Genomic DNA, 18079 nt, shown 5'->3' on the forward strand with positions numbered 1-18079 from the left:
CTAAATATAAAGAAGGTGAGTTCATTGTTTTGCCCAAATTGTGGAAATAAAATTTCTGAATTTGATAACTATTGCCCTAACTGTGGTAAAAATATTAAAAATGTTAAGGTATCAATAATATCAAATGACCCGAAAGACCAAAAAAAAGAATTACAGACAGATGATGTTACCAGAATATTTAAACCACTGTCAAATATAAATGGGATTGATTCTACAGATGAACTTAAAAATATAATACGTGCTGTAGATAAAAAGATTTCAGAAAATATTTCAGATTATGAAAAAAAATCAAAAATAGAAAGCGAAAATACTTTAGGTCCAAAAAGAAATCACGCAGATGAAATTGTAGATTTTACAGAAAAAGCAAAGACAGACTATAAAAAAGAAGAAACTGCAAAAGTGGCAAAAGTTACTCCTAAGGTAAAAAAACTTCCTCCAGAAGATAAACCTGCAGATAACATAAAAAAAGAAGAACCGAAAAAACGCAGTTTAAAAGATATGTGGCATAAATTTATAAATGAAGATGATGATGAATTTTCCATTTTTTCATCGTTTGACAAAGAAACAAATGCCGTGAAAAAAGAAAGTGTCGGCGTTGCATCTTCATCTGATACAAGCATATCAATGGAAGATACAATGGGACTTTCAAAAGTTCAAATCGAAGAAGCTATTGCAAGAAGTGAAAAAGCGGAAAAAGATAAACACATTCAGAAATCAGAATCTGAAAAAAAAGAAACTACTTCTAAAAATGAGCAATCTTCATCTGAAAATGAAAAACCGCAATCATTAAGCTATAAAAATCTTACGGATCTTGTAAATGCAGAAATTAAAAAATCAAATGTTGAACCCGAAAAACAAACATTATTTTCAAATTTCACTAAAAATAAAACAGAAAAAAATCCCGAAGATAAAAAAGGACTAAAAAATATTTTCGACTTCAAAAAAGAAAAGAATGATGCAAACACAACAACTACTAAGACGGAAAAGATAAATATTCCAAAGGAACAAAAGAAACTGGAAGAAAAGCAAAAAGCGGATATTGTTAAAAATGTTTCCGATATTCCTAAATCTGCGGGAGAAAAAAACAGTATTGTCAAACAATTATATTCAATAGAAGATAAACTGTGCTCAATGATAGAAAAATTTAATTCTAAGATGAGCGGCAAAAATTCATATAAGATAATTGCACTTATAGCAATGATATTGACTGCACTTCCCGTTATAATAAGCTTAAGGGCATTTTCAATATCACTTATTGTAGTAATTATAATGAAAATTCTTTTAAAGCTGAGTCAATTTTACATTTCATTAAATATAACAACCGATAAAGCCTGGATAGAATCGAGCTTTGATGAAGTAAAAAAATTCTCAATTGTAAACTGGATGTTCTGTGAAATTTTCTTATTCATTGCCTATATATTCTCTCCATGGAATGGAATGTTTAAGTTTGAACTGCTTGCAGCCTTAACTCCACTGCCTCTTGCGACAGTCATATTATTTTTACTGTCTACACTAATCGCAATGGCTCAATATTGGCCGCAACTTAGAAATAAAAGTAAAGTTGACTTCATCGCATGGTATATAATACCGTTCATAATCTTAGAATTTGTAAGTAAATTTGTATTTATCTTTTCAACCATATTTATGAGTTAATAAAAATTCCCCGTTTAAAACGGGGAATTTTTAATTAAAGAGCCTTTCGGCTCTTATAATTTTATTACATTGTAAATTTTGCAATCTTTAAGTATGCTTCCTCATCTTCTAAAATAACGCTCCACTTTCCATACTTACCTATCGTCTTTGCCATTTCCTCGAAATAGAACATCACAATTCCGATATCTATCAAACTTCTACTATCTTCGTCAGATTTAACCATATACACATAGACATCCGAATCTTTAACAACAAATCTCCATGGTTGAAAATTTTTATGGCTCGGTGCATATCTGACTGATGAAAATATTTCAAGTAATCCTCTGTTTTCAAGTTCCTCTATATCAATATTTTGTCCAATCTTATTAAAGAAAACTATCTCATCTATTTCATATCTTGCACTAAATATTTCACGCTCATAAAATTTCTTTTCCTTTTCATATCCGAATGCAATTAAATAATCAATATACTCTCCTTCTGCTCCAAAGATAGATTTCATAGTATGATTATCAACTTTATCAACAGTTATCCAGCAAGTATTAAGACCCATATCAATTAACTTGGTATTCAGTTTTTCAAGATAATATCCCGCATGTAGTAGCGTAGATCTGTGAGTGTCCCTCATTGTAAGAGCAATATAGTGAGGAGAATTTATCATAACTCCGCTATATCCCGCCTTACCTATTAATCCCTCGTAAATAATCTTCCCGTTTTCATATAACACAAAATCAACAGAAGCCTCTTCCTTTGTAATAACTTCCATATATTCTCTTATCTTTTCAAGCTCCGCACTTGATATAGCACTGTTTTTAAACTCTCTTACAGATTTTCTCTTTTGCAAAAAATTTGTCATCACCATAAAAATTTACCCCCTACAAAAAATTAATCATAAAACTTCAATAAATACAGAATATAATTCTCCGATATATTCTAAAATTATTTTATAATAATCCATACCATATATTAATTATATAACAACGAATTACTTTTATAAAGTAGTTTATAAATTAATTAAAAATTATAAAGCTTATTGTAATTGAAAAATAACTTTTTACAATATAAAATAGTTATGGGGGTATAGAGATGAAGCTTTCTGACGAACAACTAAAAACAACATACCACATGGACGGACCCGCACTTGTACTTGCAGTTCCGGGAGCCGGAAAAACCACAATGCTCCTGTATAGAACAATGCAACTTATACAAAATGGAATAAACTCCGACAGAATACTTACAATAACTTTTTCAAAATCAGCATCTCTTGATATGAAAAGCAGATTTAAAAAACTCTTTCCAAACTTCAAACGAGAGCTTAACTTTTCTACCATACATGCATTTTGCTATGGAATAATCCGTGAATACTCAAAACTTAGAGGAAAGACATACAGACTTATCGAAGAAAACTCAATATCAAAATTTGAATTGCTCAGCAAAATCTATTATGAGATAAATAAAAAAACAGTAACAGAAGAAAACCTTGAAGCAATAATAAATAAAATATCTTACTTCAAAAACACTCTGCTAACCCCAAACGAAACTAACACCGATATTCCAAACTTTGTCAAACTATATAATTTTTACGAACAATATAAGCTTAAAAATGGACTAATCGATTTTGATGATATGATTACAGAAGCACTGAAAATCTTAAAGACGGATGACTACATCAGAGCAAAATATAAAAATAAATTTGACTACTATCAACTCGATGAAGGTCAAGATACATCATTTGCACAATTCGAACTTATAAAATATCTGTGTGCACCTAAAAACAACATATTTATAGTCGCAGATGACGACCAATCAATTTATGCATTTAGAGGTGCGGAACCGAACTATCTTTTAAATCTGAATAAAATCTATAAAAATTTAAAAACTTATTATTTACAAAACAACTTCAGATCATCAAAAAATATAGTAAATACATCAAACCTGTTTATAAAAAACAATTTCAACAGATTTGACAAAAATATAATAACTCAAAACGATTATTTAGAACCTGTAAATATTATAAAATTATCTACAAATGATGATGAATATAACTATATATATGATAAAATTACATCAGAGCCGTTAAAATCTTATGCAATAATATACAGAAACAATTTGAGCAGCTTAGGACTCATAGAATTCTTGGAACGCAAAAATATAAGCTTTAATATCAAAGGAGCAAAGTTGAAATTCTTCAGCCACTTTGTAGTTAAGGACATACTTTTGATTTTAGAATTTTCAAATAACTTATCAGATATAGAAATATATTCAAAAATATATTATAAACTAAACGGCTATATATCTAAAAAACACATAGATTATCTGAAAAAGAACGGTGGAAAAAATTTATTTAAAACTCTTTTAGACTATCCGTTACTTCCCGAATACTACAGGGAAAACATATTTAAACTTATGTCGGAATTTAAAACCTTAAAAAACTTAGACTTTAAATATCAGATAGAATATATATTAAATGAACTCGGATATGACAACTATCTAAGAGAATATGCCAAAAAATTCGGATTCAGCTATGAATCACTGAGAGAATTCGCACACTACCTAAAATATATAGCGACATTTGAAAAAAATTTAGATACACTTCTTGCAAGATTAAAATATCTTGAACATATAACAAATACACCTAAAAATTCAAAATCAAACATCACAATTTCAACCATACATTCAATAAAAGGACTTGAATTTAATACAGTATTTGTAATAGACTTAGTAGAGGGAGTTCTTCCCTCAAATAAATCACACTTGGACGATATGCTGTTTGAAGAAGAACGAAGACTCTTTTATGTTGCAATGACAAGAGCAAAAAACAAATTATATTTAATATATCCAAAATATCACAACAACAACGAATGTGAAATAAGCAGCTTTTTAACAGAGCTTTCTAAACTATAGGAGGTGACTTATGGAATTTGAGCCTAAAAAAATGCCTGATACGGAAACAGAAGAAACTGACATCCAAAAAGAATATGAAACAGCACAAAAATATGAATTTGAAACAGAAGGTATAGAAGAAAAACTCAAAGACATATTAAAAGATAATGACAAAGAAGCCGCAGAAGAACTGTGTCGTGATGTTCACTATGTAGACATAGCAAACGGATTGGACGACCTGGACGAAGATGAACTTAAACAATTTATGTTTCTACTGCCGGAAGAAGACGTCGCCGGAATACTTGAAAGCGCATGGGAAGAATTGCAACAAAAAATTTGTTCATTCTATACAAACGATCAACTTATAGATATATTTTCCTATATGACAAATGCCGATGCCGCCGATTTGCTCGGTATACTCCCGACATACAGACGTAAAGACATCTTGAGATTTATGAAAAAATCAGACTCAAACATCTTGAAGCTCATCTTATCATTTGATGAAGAATCCGCCGGCGGTATTATGACCACAGAATTTATAGCACTGAAAGAAACCCTCACCGTACGAGAAGCAATAAATAAAATAAAACAGATAGCACCTGAAACAGAAATAATAGAATACCTTTTGATAACTGACAAGCTACACAGATTACAAGGCCTTGTAGACTTGAGAAAAATATTGGTGGCAAATGACAACACACTTTTAAAAGACCTGTTGGAAGAATTTCCATTCTATGTATACGCAGATGACGACCAGGAACTTGCCGCAAATATAATTACAAAATACGACCTTACAATTTTGCCGGTAGTCAATAAAAACATGGCAATACTTGGAGTTATAACATCTGACGATATAATCTCGGTAATTGACCAAGAATACTCGGAAGACATACTTGCAATGAGCGGGGTAAGCAAAGACGAAGAATTTGACTCCGGATTTTTCGAATCATTCAAAAACAGAATACCGTGGCTGATAATAAATATGTTTACCGCATTCTTGGCATCATCGGTAGTAGGTGCATTCTCAAGCACAATAGCAGCAGTAGTTGCACTATCCGCAGCAATGCCAATCGTAACCGGAATGGGAGGCAACGCGGGAACACAAACACTATCCATAGTCCTAACCTCAATTGCAAGAGGTGAAATGAACCTGAAAGATGACTGGAAACTCATATTTAAAGAAATCGGACTCGGTCTGCTCGACGGAGCAATAATAGGAATAATAACAGGAATAACACTTACAATTATGTATAAAAACATATTCTTGGGAGTGATAATGTTCTTTTCAATGATATTAAACATGATAGTTGCAGGAGTAACCGGATTTTTAATACCGTTAATACTTGACAGAGCAAATATTGACCCGGCGGTATCATCATCAATAATACTGACAACCTTTACAGATACATGCGGTTTTTTCATATTCCTTGGACTTGCGACAGTATTTTTATCAAAACTACTATAAATTCCCTTAACAAAATTAAGGGAATTTTTATTTTAAAATCTTTTCAAAAGCAAGCCTTTCCTTCAATATATCCAAAATAATAACTCCGCAATACACATAGCCCATCTTCTTCAGAAAATTTTGCATCGGAATATTATCCCTGTGAGTATCAACCTTTAAACTCTTCTTTCCACTTAAAATAGCAAACTTTTCAATCTCATCAAACAAAATCTTTGCATAACCCATTTGTCTTTTATCCTCGGACGTTGCAACCCTATGTATCGCAAAATACGAATCATCAGAAATCCATTTTCCTTCATAAATGACATCATACTGTTTATCATGCTCCATTAAAACAGCAGTAGCAACTATACCCTCATCATCAAGAACATAAATATCATCATTTAAATCAGCACTTGGCATCTCATCATTTTGCCACTGGTCAACCCCGAGAGTTCCAAGCAATTTCGACCCGTCGCCATACATTTTATTTATAAAAACAATATCGTCATTATTAGCACGCCTAAAAATCATAAAATCACCTCAACTCAATTTTAATATACAAAACCTTTTTTGTCATTATATGAGATTTCTCCATTTCGGCTTCGCCTACAGTCGAAATGACAAAGGAAAAATACTAACGGGACTTCAATCAAAATGGCAAGGGAAAAAACAATATGTAAATAATAAAAGGCAAAAAGAAAAACCCGAGAGATTTCTCTCTCAGGTTTAATCTTTAATTTAAGCTAATTAGTTAATTGCAGGTATTGCAGGAACATTAGTGCCAGCATCTACTAAAGCATCTCTTGCTATTATAGCATTCTTCATTCCTATCATTTTACCTTTTTCTTCTGATAGAAGTGATTTTTGTTTTGCATTAAATCCGTTATATGCATTTATACATGGAATTAATGCATTAGCTGCAGCATCAAGGTCCGCTTGTTCTACCATCGCATTAATTTGTTCAACAGTCTTTAATCCCGTAAATCCTAATTTGAAAAATTCTACTGCTGCTAATTCAGCTAAAGGAGCAGCAAGTTGATTTCTAATAGCCTCTAATGCATCTTTGTACTCTTGAGGTAATTTTGCTTTTTCTTCTAATGTTAATTTAGCTATTTCTGCATCAATATCTTTAACCGCTTTGTCAGCAAGTGCTACATTTGTAACATCTACTTTATTTGGATTATATAGCTTATCAGCAGCGTCAATTAACTTTTTAACATGTTCTACTTTATCAACTACAGGGCATTCAACTCTTACTTCTACCCAGTTACCGTTCTTTAATACTTCAATATCATAGATTTCAAATTCTTTGTCATATCCGTTGAATGGTTTAACTTTGAATCTGATTGTATCTTTTTTATCCGCCTTAGCTTCTAACCATAGTTTTAAGCTGTTTGCTTCTGTGTTATTTAATACGAAATATCCTAATTGGTTATATTGACTTGCAACATATAGGTTTCTGATTTCGCTTAAAATTACTTTTTGATATTGTGCACCGTAATCTGTAAAGTCTTTAAGTGCTACTACTCCTGCTGATTGATTTGCTTGGTTTCCTTCAAGAATCTTTCTTAAAGATCCCTTAACTGTGAAACCGGCATTTGCAGGCATTACTGATACTACGTCTACTACATTAGTCTTATTAACGTCTTTGTTGTCTTTTGGAAGAACGTTATTTGTTAATGTATGGAATTGGATTAATGCTCCAACTTTTAATTGTCCTCTTAGGAATAGAGCGTAGTCTGTGTCTAATTGAAGAACTGCAGTTTCACCGAATTCTCCTCTAACAATTATATCTCTTCCTTGGATTCCGATTACTTCAACGATTGGGTATCTTCCAGTATTGCTGTGGTCTATTACCATTTCTGCTTCAAGACCGTAAGCATTGTTTACTGTATACTCTACTACGTCAAGTTTAGCTGAATCGTTATGAGTATTGAAGTTGAATGGGAAGTAATTTCTGTATGTTGTTACGTTATTTACTACTACTTCTCCCTTTTCGTTTTCAAAAGTTATATCATACTTAGTTGTTGCTTCGTTCTTTACTCTTAGAAGTTGAGCGTTGTTGTTATCTCTTTGAACTGCATTGAATACTACTACTGTAGCTTCGTTATAATCGTTTAATGCAGTGTTTGTTGATGTTTCATATGGTTTTCTTCCGCTATGATTTTCATATCCTGCATATACATCAAGGAACCAGTTAGATGCTGTTGTGTTACCAAGAATTCTGATAGCTTCATCAACATTCTTAACTTCTGTTAATTGGTTTCTTAATACATCTGCTACGAAATATCTTGTAGTTGATGTTAATCTTAAGTCTAAGTTAAATGGAACTTTTTCATCTTTTGCAAAGTTAAAGTTGTTGTTGTATACTTCTTTACCTGTTTCATTTTGTGGTTTTCTTGAAAGAGTACCTTTAGTAAAGCTTATAGACTTAGCATTTCCGTTATGATAGTTAATCTTTGCAGCTATTCCATATCCKSCWYYRKSWKTAASTTCWYTARWTAAAGAAGTTTCAACTGTTGCATCAGCAACATCTACCCAACGTCTGTTAGGATCAATTACATTGTCAGTAATTGCTTTGTGTTGCCATTTTGCATTGTCGCTATGACCAAGTGCTAAATATCTTGGGTTACCAAGTTCAAGAATATGAGTTGCTTCATTCTTATCGTTTACAAGAACTCTTACAAGTGAACCGTAGTAATAAGATGGGTTAGAAATAGAACTTACTTTTACTGCWTKTGARWATACGTTCTTAACGTTTGATTTARYATCTGCGTTTACATCCAAAGTGTTGTGTTGGTTGTAAAGTACAAATGTAGTATCGTTAGTAAYCTTAACAGTCTTAGCCTTGTCTCCTTGGTTAAGTGTTAATTCACTGTTCTTTAATTGAGAAAGGATACCCATTGTTTCGTTAGCAGGCATTTTCTTGATGTATTTCATTGCATATAGTGCATTGTACATCATTGTGAATGCATCTTCTCTTGTTGCAGGAGCGTTTGAGTTAGCTACTGTAACGTCTTGAAGAATTCCAAGTTCAGCTGCCCAAGTCATCCATTGAGATGCCCAGTTAGCGTTAGCTTTTTTAACCATATCAGCTGTTAAGTCTTTCTTTACTAATACAACTAACATTTTTGCAAGTTCTGCATATGTTACGTTGTTGTCAGGTAAGAAAGTTCCGTTTGGATAACCGTTAAGCATTGCTTGTCCGTTAGCTGTTGATGGAACTGTTGATCCTACTGTTATAACTCCGTTAGCCCAGTGAGAAGTTTCTACGTCTTTGTAAAGCTTCATTGAGCCTTGTAGTTTTTCAGAAAGAGCCTTATGACCGTTTCCGTAAACTAATAATTTAGTGATTTCTGATCTTTTGATGTTATCACTAAGGTTAAGTTGTCCTTTTTCATCGCCTTCAACAAATTTGTTGTCAACAAGATATTGGATTTTTTGTTGTTTYCCTTCTACCTTCTTAACTTCYTCTTKYTTTGTTTCTTCAGCGGCGAAGACACTTGTGAATGTTCCTAGTACCATTACTAATGCAAGTACTAGTGATAAAAATTTCTTGTTCATCTTGTCTTTCGACCTCCTTAAAAATTTTGTAGACCTACAAAAGTCTTAAACTTTTGCTTGCTGTTTGAACGAAACAGCTTAGAGGCAGGCAAGTAAACATTAATTTTTGCCAATTAATATTTAGTTGTCATTGTTCCTCTTTGTTATATTATACACTACTTGAAATAAAAGTAAAATTACAGTTATGTTACAAATTTATATCAATTTGGCAAAGTGATTCGTTGGCTGTTTTTCAATGTTTTCAGGTGTTTTTTCTGTTGTTTTATTGAAGTGTTTTTTACTTTTTTGTCATCTTGTAATACTTTTTTGCGTTGTTATTGTGTGAAATTTCTCCGTTTCATGCCTAAAGACATTCCAGTCGAAATGACAAAGGAGGAAGGCTAACAGGACTTCAGTCGAAATGACAAAATGAGTTATGTCATCTCGACCGGAAATGAACGAATCTTTTCCCTCTTGTCATCTTGACTAAACGCCAGAGGTGTGCATGGAGAGATCTCTTTCCACCACCATAAAACTCACATAAAAAACTCTAACTTTCATACCATTCTTTCGATAAATCTATCCAATCAGGGTTCATTGTATTAATTAAATTCTCTTTCTTCTTTCTCGACCACTTTTTAAGTTGTTTTTCTCTTTCTATTACAAATTCAACATTATTTGAAATTTCATAATAGATCAATTTTTCTAAATTATATTTATTACTAAAACCGTCCATTAAATGATTTTTATGTTCATAAATTCTTCTTTCTAAATTATTTGTCATTCCTATATATAGTGTTGTATTATTTCTATTTGTAATTATGTAGACATAGTACTCCATATATTTTCCCCTTATTTATATTTACGATTGTATTATATATTATATTTTTTCTTATGTCATTTATATATTTATATAATGAGATTTCTCCGTTCCATGCCTAAAGGCATTCCAGTCGAAATGACAAAATGAGTTATGTCATCTTGACCGGAAATGAACGGAACACAGTGCAGTGAATTGAAGTGGAGAGATCTCTTTTCTCTAACGTTGTGTGGGATGAGATTTCTCCGTTTCGGCTTCGCCTCCAGTTGAAATGACATGGAAAGGTGGCTTGTGGTACTTCAGTCGAAATGACAAATGGAATAATGATATTGAAATAAAAAAATAGCAAAAGCTGCTATATCAAAAGCTCTTGCTATTTTTTATTTAATTACATATTTCTAAGTTTTTTTAATATCATTTTTTGCTCAACACTTGCTACAAGTCTTCTTGTGTATTCTACTGTGTCAGGATTTACACTCATTGATGTAACTCCACATTCAACTAAATATTCTGCAAGTTCCGGATATTGACTTGGTCCCTGTCCGCAAATTGAACAAGTTTTTCCTTTTTTGTTACAAGCGTCTATTAATATTTTAAGTGCTCTCTTAACCGGTTCGTTTCTTTCATCAAAGTAACCCATATTATTAAGCACTCCTGAATCTCTGTCTGCTCCCATTACAAGTTGTGTAAGGTCGTTTGAGCCTATTGAGAATCCGTCAACCAATTCTGCAAATTCTTCTGCTTGGAATACTACTGCAGGTATTTCCGCCATTATCCAAATTTTGAAGTTCTTTGATTGTTTTAATCCTTCACTTGCCATTATTTCTTTTACTGTTACAAGTTCTTCGGGTGTTCTTACAAACGGCAACATTGCAATTACGTTTGTCAATCCGTATTCTTCTCTCACTTTTCTCATTGCTTTACATTCAAGTCTGAAGCCTTCTTCGTATTCCGGCGAAATGTATCTTGAAACTCCTCTCCAACCAATCATCGGATTTGCTTCTATAGGTTCTACTTCATCTCCGCCTTTTAATCCTCTGAATTCATTTGTTCTGAAGTCACTCATTCTAACTACAAGGCTTCTCGGATAAATTGCCTGTGCAACTTTTGATATCCCTTCTGCAAGTTTATCTATCATTAAATCGTGTTCGCCTGTTTTTACTAAATACATAGGGTGAGCGCCTATCATATTTGTAAATATAAATTCTGTTCTCATAAGTCCTATTCCGTCAAATGGAAGGTCCTTATATTTTTCAATCAACTCAGGTTCTCCAAGATTCATATAAATTTTTGTTGCTGTTACAGGTGCTACCAAGTTTCTTAAACTCATTGTCAAATCTTTTGTAACTTGTAATACTGATTGACCGCCTGTCGATTGTGTTTCTTCTTTATTTTCTTCTTTTAAAACATATCCTTCGTAAACTATTCCTCTTGTGGCATCTACTGTAACTTCCATTTTATCTGTTAGTGTCTTTGTTGCATTTTTTGAGCCTACAATACATGGTATTTGTAATTCACGAGATACTATTGCAGCGTGGCATGTTCTTCCGCCTTCGTCTGTTACTACTCCTGCCGCTTTTCTCATTGCCGGTACCATGTCAGGGTTTGTCATTTCTGTTACAAGTATATCTCCTTCTTGAACTAAGTTTATTTCTGAAATATCTTTTATCAGTCTTACTTGTCCTCTGCCTATTCCGGGTGATGCAGGAAGTCCTTTTACTAACGGTTTTAAAACTTCTTTCTTTTCTTCTTTTAATGTTGTAATAGGTCTTGACTGTAAGAAGTAGAATTCTTTAGTGTCTCTGTCAAATCCCCATTCTGTATCCTGAACACTTCCATATAGTGTTTCTACTTTTATTCCTCTTTCAATTAGAGTCTTCAATTCTTCATCTGTCAAACATTCTTTGTTTATATATTCTTCTCCGAGATGTTCTTTTACGTCTACTTGTTCTGTTCCGACTCCGATTGATTTTTTTATTACCATAAATTCCTTTGAGGCAATATTTTTTTCTACTATTTCTCCGGTCTTTTTATTTATTATATATTCATCAGGTGTTACTATTCCTGAAACTACAGCTTCTCCAAGTCCCCAGCTTGCGTTAATCATCATTTCGTCTTTGTTGTTATTTATCGGATTTGCTGTGAACATAACTCCTGATTTTTCAGAGTTTACCATTTTTTGTACTACTACCGATAATGACACGTTAAAGTGATCAAAGTTTTGTTTTTGTCTGTAATATATTGCTCTTGATGTCCAAAGTGATGCCCAACAACTTCTAACGTGTTTTATAAGTTCTTCTTCGCCTCTGATATGAAGATATGTGTCTTGTTGTCCCGCAAATGATGCGTCGGGAAGATCTTCCGCTGTTGCTGATGATCTTACTGCCACTTCAGGATCTACTACATTTATACTTTGTGAAAATTCTCTGTATGCACTAACTATTTCTTCTTCTAATTTAGGATATATTTTGCTTTCATTGATTTTCTTTTGAATTGCTTTGCTTACTTCTGTAAGAGAATCTACATTATCAACATCCAATGATTCCATCAAAAATTTAACTACTTCATCAAGTTCTGCGTATTCTATAAATTTATCATATCCTCCTGCTGTTACACAAAATCCCGGTGGAACAGGTAAATTCATATGAGTTAATTCACCAAGGTTGGCTCCTTTTCCTCCAACTAAAGATATATCTTCCTTGTTAATTTCGTTAAACCATTTAATATAAGTATATTGTGACATTTTAATCCCCCTTCACTTTGTAACTATTATATCATATTTATTTAATATGTCATACTATTTTTACAGATTTTTTTAATTCTGCAATGGACTTTGTAGATATAGCCTCTTTATCTATTCCGAGCTCATCTATTATACTATATAATTCCTGCTCGTTTTTTGACTCTACTTCAACGAATGGATATGGATATGTGTTTTCATCCCATGTGTCAATATCAAATCTGTTATTTTTATACATATATGATACTCTATTTTTATATCCAATATCATATATGTCATAACCGAGCAATTTTAAAATGCTGATCATTTGCTCTTTATCTGTTATTTCAGATGTATGTTCTATATTTTCTCTAACACCTTTGCTTGTTATTTGTTCTTTAAATGTTATATAAATATTTTCTTCGTTGTTTAAAAGATTTTTTACATATCTTATTCTAAGATAACCTTTTGCATTATTTTTTATCGGGTTTACACTTGAGTCTATATTCAAATTTTCTTGATATTCTCTTGCTATCAAAGTTGCCCCTCTTTTTATAAGTTCTTTTTCAACTTCGTATATATCAAGTCCAAGCAGTTTTACTTCTATTTCTCTTTCAATCATATTTTTAACTCCTGCACTTTAAAGTCTACATAGTCGCTGGAAACACAAATATATTCTACTCCGTTTATATTTCCCTCTACAACATATTTATGTCCATCTGCGTGAAGATGTCCATAGATGCAAATATCTATTCCGTATTCACTAAAAAGGTTTGAAAATTCATTCGTTGTAAAATCTTGATTAAATGGAGGATAATGTATCATCGCAATTTTTTTCTTTGCTCCGGTTCCGCTCTCAAGAGAATTTTTTATTCTGAGAACTTCTCTCTGATATATTTTTTCATCATTCTTACTGAAGTCCTGAAAATCTTTTGGCATCCAGCCTCTACTTCCAAATATTTCTATATCATTATAAACATAGCTGTTATTGTTTAAAAATTTTATAGTTTTTAATCCCAAGCTATTCATTTTACTTAATGAACCCCACCAATAGTCGTGGTTCCCCTTCGATATTATTTTATTTCCTGGAAGTGCGTCTATCTTTTGCAAGTCAGACAGTGCATCTTTTAATTTTAAGCCCCAACTTATATCTCCCGGCAATAATACCAAGTCATCATCAGATACTTTTTCTTTCCAATAGGAAATGATTTTGCCCTCATGATTTATCCATTTCTTTCCGAATATATCCATGGGCTTATCTCCTATCGGATCAAAATGTAAATCCCCTAATGCCCAAATCATAGTTACCTCATTTCTATATAATTATAGTTTGCTCCGATTTTATCAAGAGCGCTTTTTTCTCTATTTGTTGCAGAAAATATTACTATTTGTCTTTTTTTGCTTTCTTCTTCTATAAATTTTAATGTATTTAAAAATCTTTCATCATCATATTGAATAAATATATCATCTAAAAATAAAGGTGCATATTTTATTATCATATCTAAAAGAGCAAGCCTGAAACAAAAATATAGCTGATCTAATGTTCCGTTGCTCAGATTTTTTGCATCTATATATGATTTTACGTCTTCATCAAAGACTTTTATATTAAATTCATAATCAACAATTAGCTGCGTATATTTTTTATCGGTTATTAATTTTAAATAGTGTGCTATATTTTTTGTAAGCTGCGGCAAAATTTCAACTTTGCTTTTCTCTGAAAGTTCTTTTATTTTTTCTATCGCTCTTGTTATTGCATTTTTATGTTCCGTCTTTTCCGAAAGTTCTTCTTTTTTATAGTTCAAGTCCTCAACCAGTGACTGCTTTTCTTTTAGTTTTTCTTCGCAAATTGAAATTTCCTTTTCAAGTTTAGCTTGTTCTATTTCCAATTCTTTAAGTTGGTCTTTATCTGCTTTAATTTCAATATCACAGACATCTATGCCATGATTTAAACTTTCTAAATTGCGTCCTTTAAGAGTAAGCTCTATTATTTTATTAAGTCCCTGTATTTTTGTTTCTATAGATGATGAATCCATATTATTTTTAAATTTTTCTTTTAATTCTAAAATAGTAGATACGTTATTTTTTACACATATTCTTTGAATTTCAACTTCTATCTTTTCTATTTCATTTTTTAAAAATTCTATCTCTTTTTGTTTTTTAGCAGTTTCGGTTTTTTTCAGTTCTATCCTTATATTGTGTTTTTTTGCTTCATCCCATTTTGATGATATTTCATCTTCAAGGTTGGCTATATCATCTACATTGTACTTATCTAAAAATTTTTGGAATTCCACATCCATTTTTTTCTTTTCAGCAGTTTTTGCATCAGATAGTTTATGGTATTCATCTATTCTGCTTTCTACTCTTTTGACAACATCTTTTGAAATTTTATACTCAGCTATTCTGAGATATGTGTATATTAAAATAAATATGCTGATTACATTGATATAATACTTTTTAAATATCAAAGATGATACCGCTATTAGACCTACTAAAAATATCGAAAAAATTATTTTAGCTAAGTTCTTATTGGCTTTTGAAGTACTTACGATAATATCTCTTGAGAGTATTTCCATTTCCTTTGAATAATTTATACTATTTAATTCCAAAATTCTCTTATTCAATTTTTTTACTTCGTTATAATCCGATAAAAGCTGATTGTAATATCTCCCGTCTATACTTTTATCTTCTGTAACATCCTCAAACTGCAATTCCTTCAGCTTTTCTTTAAAGTTCTTTGATTTTTCGTCAATTTCAACTATTTTCTGATATTCTTCCGCACTAATACCTGAATTGTTTTTTTGGAGTTCTTTCAGGTGTTTTAACTCTTCTGTCATAGATATGATGTTATTATAGTCTGCTTGTTCAGAAAGTTCTCTTTCTACGCTTATATTTTTCTTAGATGAATCTATCTCCCTATCAATTGATTTTTCTCTTTCTTTAAGCTTTAAGTATTCATCTTCTACTCCGTCATACTCTAACAGTTTTGCATTTAATCGATTTATTTTAGAGTTTAATACACCAATCTCACTTTTAGAAATACTTTCTCTTCCAATAGTTTTTAATTTTTCTTCAAGAAGTGATATTGCAAGATTTGCATCATATTTTTCATCACCTGCATTAGCAAATTTTTCAAGTTCATTTCTTATTGATTCATAAGAATCGGAATTTATTTTTAAGTTCTTTTGTCCTATAAAAAATGTATTTGAAAAAACTTTGCTGTCAACATTGAAAAAATATGCTCCTGCCTGTTTTACCTTAGAAAATGTCGTAAATTCATCTCTATTTTCTAATTGTTCTCCTGTATTTAAGTTTAATACCGAAAGTTTCTCTTTGTTAAAATCTTTCTCTACAATATACTCGATTTTAGTTTTGTCGTCATATAACTTTAAATAGCCTCTGTAATCATCACCAACCCAAGGCTTATATTTTTCTAAGTCTTCTTCAAAACTTCTTCTATTTTTTGACGGTTTTGCAAATCCATAAAGTATTCCGTTTATAAATGAAAATATAGTCGACTTTCCACTTTCATTCGGTCCCTCTATAAGATTTAATCCGTCATTTAATTTTATTATATGTTTATGAAATTTTCCAAATTCTACTAATCCTATTTCTTTAATTTTCATTTCTCGCCGCCAAAAGTTCTCTAACACCATATTCAAGTGCAAGTTTATCCGATTGCATCTCCAATATAAATTTCCCCATCAAATTGTTTCTATTATTTTCTAAAAGTTCCTCCATACTGTACTCAACATGAAGCTCATCTAAAAATTTTACATAAAAATAATTAATTGATGCTTCTAAATAACTAATCAAATACTCCGGAACACTAAAATATCCTTTCAATATAACCGTATTGAAATTATTTTCACTTCCGTTTAATAATTCTATTACTTTATTTTCTACATCTGTTACGCTCATTTCCATGTCTATATCAATTTCAAATTGTCTATATTCTCTGATAGAGTTATCTATTTCTCTAACAGATATATTTTTTCCGGATATATCCGCAATTATAAATCCTCTCTTGCCGATGTCTTTAAAACTGAGAGGTTCAGGTGTTCCGCTATAATAACATCTCTCCGACATTTTTTGCATTACATGAATATGTCCAAGTGCTATATAATCAAATTTTGAAGTTTTAATAAAAGTATTATCTATTCCAAAATAGTTTTTATCATCTACCATGCCATGCAGCATAAGCAGATTTGTATAATTCAAATCAAGTTCCCAATCCAATTTTGTATCAAAATCAAACTGTCTGTCCCATGACCTTCCATATACCCTCAAATTCAAATGTGGAACTTCAAAATAATCCTCGTTCTTGAATATGTGAACTTTATCTGAAAAATTGACATTAAAAAACAAGGAATTATCACTTAAATAATCATGGTTGCCTGCAATTATAAATGTTTCTGTATTTTCCAACTTATCAAGTAATTTTTTAAACCTAAGCATATCTGCAGCGGTAAAAAAATCTCTCTCATACACATCACCACAAATTAAAAGCACATCCACATTATTACCTATTGCATATTCAATTGTATTCTCAAAACTTTTCCAAAGCTCTTCACGTCTTAAAATAGCTATATCTTTAGGTAATTCACCTCTATAAAATCTACCTAAGTGAAGATCTGCAGTATGTAAAATTCTCATTTAATCACCAAAATAATTATAACATATTATATTAAATAAATTTTAAAAGTAATTAAGATAAGTAAATAAAATTTGTATTTAATTTTTATAGTTTTGCAGAATATAATACTTTCTTGTTATTTCGACCGGAATTATGTCAGTCTACCGCCCTTGCCATTTCGACTGGAGACCCGTTGACTTACCGCCCTTGTCATTTCAACTGGAGGCCTGTTAGCCTACCACTCTTGTCATTTCGACTGAAGGCGTAGCCGGAATGGAGAAATCTCATCCAATACAAATGTCATAAAAAAGAAGTTCATATCCCAATCAATACATAACAAATAAAATCAACTCAAAAGCGTTTTAAGGGTGTAATGGGGGAACG

General features: G+C 31.5%; 11 protein-coding genes and 1 pseudogene. 3 read left to right on the forward strand and 9 right to left on the reverse strand.

Annotated elements, in window-relative coordinates; translation table 11 throughout:
• The first annotated feature begins 24 nt into the window (after window positions 1–24).
• Window positions 25–1653, forward strand: a complete 1629-nt coding sequence (locus M915_RS02925; RefSeq protein ID WP_036729170.1) for a zinc-ribbon domain-containing protein — start codon at window positions 25–27, stop codon at window positions 1651–1653.
• Window positions 1654–1717: 64 nt separating this feature from the next.
• Here M915_RS02925 and M915_RS02930 read toward each other — a convergent pair whose 3' ends face one another.
• Window positions 1718–2512: a nitroreductase family protein gene (locus M915_RS02930; RefSeq protein ID WP_009222067.1), complete on the reverse strand. Its 795-nt coding sequence runs from the start codon at window positions 2510–2512 to the stop codon at window positions 1718–1720.
• Window positions 2513–2736: 224 nt separating this feature from the next.
• Between M915_RS02930 and M915_RS02935 the strand changes: the two genes are divergently transcribed.
• Both M915_RS02935 and mgtE read left to right on the forward strand, forming a co-directional pair.
• A complete protein-coding gene (locus M915_RS02935) occupies window positions 2737–4554 on the forward strand; it encodes an ATP-dependent helicase (protein WP_036729173.1) in 1818 nt (605 codons plus the stop codon).
• Between the two features lie 10 nt (window positions 4555–4564).
• On the forward strand, window positions 4565–5998 hold the full coding sequence (gene mgtE / locus M915_RS02940) for a magnesium transporter (RefSeq protein ID WP_235043754.1): 1434 nt from the start codon (window positions 4565–4567) through the stop codon (window positions 5996–5998).
• Between the two features lie 27 nt (window positions 5999–6025).
• Here the strand turns inward: mgtE and M915_RS02945 are convergent, their stop codons facing one another.
• From M915_RS02945 to M915_RS02980, 8 genes and pseudogenes are all read right to left on the reverse strand, one after another.
• Window positions 6026–6511: a GNAT family N-acetyltransferase gene (locus tag M915_RS02945; protein WP_009222064.1), complete on the reverse strand. Its 486-nt coding sequence runs from the start codon at window positions 6509–6511 to the stop codon at window positions 6026–6028.
• Between the two features lie 216 nt (window positions 6512–6727).
• Window positions 6728–9544 (reverse strand): annotated as a pseudogene (locus M915_RS02950) (S-layer homology domain-containing protein).
• 529 nt (window positions 9545–10073) lie between these two features.
• Window positions 10074–10364 carry a GIY-YIG nuclease family protein gene (locus M915_RS02955; RefSeq protein WP_036729176.1) on the reverse strand — a complete coding sequence of 97 codons (291 nt, stop codon included), beginning with the start codon at window positions 10362–10364 and terminating at the stop codon, window positions 10074–10076.
• A gap of 367 nt (window positions 10365–10731) precedes the next feature.
• Window positions 10732–13086, reverse strand: a complete 2355-nt coding sequence (gene ppsA / locus M915_RS02960; RefSeq protein ID WP_036729179.1) for a phosphoenolpyruvate synthase — start codon at window positions 13084–13086, stop codon at window positions 10732–10734.
• 49 nt (window positions 13087–13135) lie between these two features.
• A complete protein-coding gene (locus M915_RS02965; RefSeq protein ID WP_051259774.1) occupies window positions 13136–13684 on the reverse strand; it encodes a class IV adenylate cyclase in 549 nt (182 codons plus the stop codon).
• Window positions 13681–14364: a metallophosphoesterase gene (locus M915_RS02970; protein ID WP_009222059.1), complete on the reverse strand. Its 684-nt coding sequence runs from the start codon at window positions 14362–14364 to the stop codon at window positions 13681–13683. The genes M915_RS02965 and M915_RS02970 overlap by 4 nt, the downstream gene beginning before the upstream one ends.
• Before the next feature lie 2 nt (window positions 14365–14366).
• Window positions 14367–16685: an ATP-binding protein gene (locus M915_RS02975; protein ID WP_036729181.1), complete on the reverse strand. Its 2319-nt coding sequence runs from the start codon at window positions 16683–16685 to the stop codon at window positions 14367–14369.
• Window positions 16675–17715, reverse strand: a complete 1041-nt coding sequence (locus M915_RS02980) for a metallophosphoesterase family protein (protein WP_036729184.1) — start codon at window positions 17713–17715, stop codon at window positions 16675–16677. Before M915_RS02980 ends, M915_RS02975 begins: the two co-directional genes overlap by 11 nt.
• Window positions 17716–18079 lie beyond the last annotated feature (364 nt).

Origin of the sequence: Peptoniphilus mikwangii (genome assembly GCF_000468535.1) — a bacterium.
GTDB classification, from domain to species: domain Bacteria; phylum Bacillota; class Clostridia; order Tissierellales; family Peptoniphilaceae; genus Anaerosphaera; species Anaerosphaera mikwangii.

Excerpts from the sequence above, each read along its gene's own strand:
- M915_RS02930 (WP_009222067.1), bottom strand. The coding sequence starts at position 2,512 with ATGGTGATGACAAATTTTTTGCAAAAGAGAAAATCTGTAAGAGAGTTT.
- M915_RS02935 (WP_036729173.1), top strand. The coding sequence starts at position 2,737 with ATGAAGCTTTCTGACGAACAACTAAAAACAACATACCACATGGACGGA.
- mgtE (WP_235043754.1), top strand. The coding sequence starts at position 4,565 with ATGGAATTTGAGCCTAAAAAAATGCCTGATACGGAAACAGAAGAAACT.
- M915_RS02945 (WP_009222064.1), bottom strand. The coding sequence starts at position 6,511 with ATGATTTTTAGGCGTGCTAATAATGACGATATTGTTTTTATAAATAAA.
- M915_RS02955 (WP_036729176.1), bottom strand. The coding sequence starts at position 10,364 with ATGGAGTACTATGTCTACATAATTACAAATAGAAATAATACAACACTA.
- ppsA (WP_036729179.1), bottom strand. The coding sequence starts at position 13,086 with ATGTCACAATATACTTATATTAAATGGTTTAACGAAATTAACAAGGAA.
- M915_RS02965 (WP_051259774.1), bottom strand. The coding sequence starts at position 13,684 with ATGATTGAAAGAGAAATAGAAGTAAAACTGCTTGGACTTGATATATAC.
- M915_RS02970 (WP_009222059.1), bottom strand. The coding sequence starts at position 14,364 with ATGATTTGGGCATTAGGGGATTTACATTTTGATCCGATAGGAGATAAG.
- M915_RS02975 (WP_036729181.1), bottom strand. The coding sequence starts at position 16,685 with ATGAAAATTAAAGAAATAGGATTAGTAGAATTTGGAAAATTTCATAAA.
- M915_RS02980 (WP_036729184.1), bottom strand. The coding sequence starts at position 17,715 with ATGAGAATTTTACATACTGCAGATCTTCACTTAGGTAGATTTTATAGA.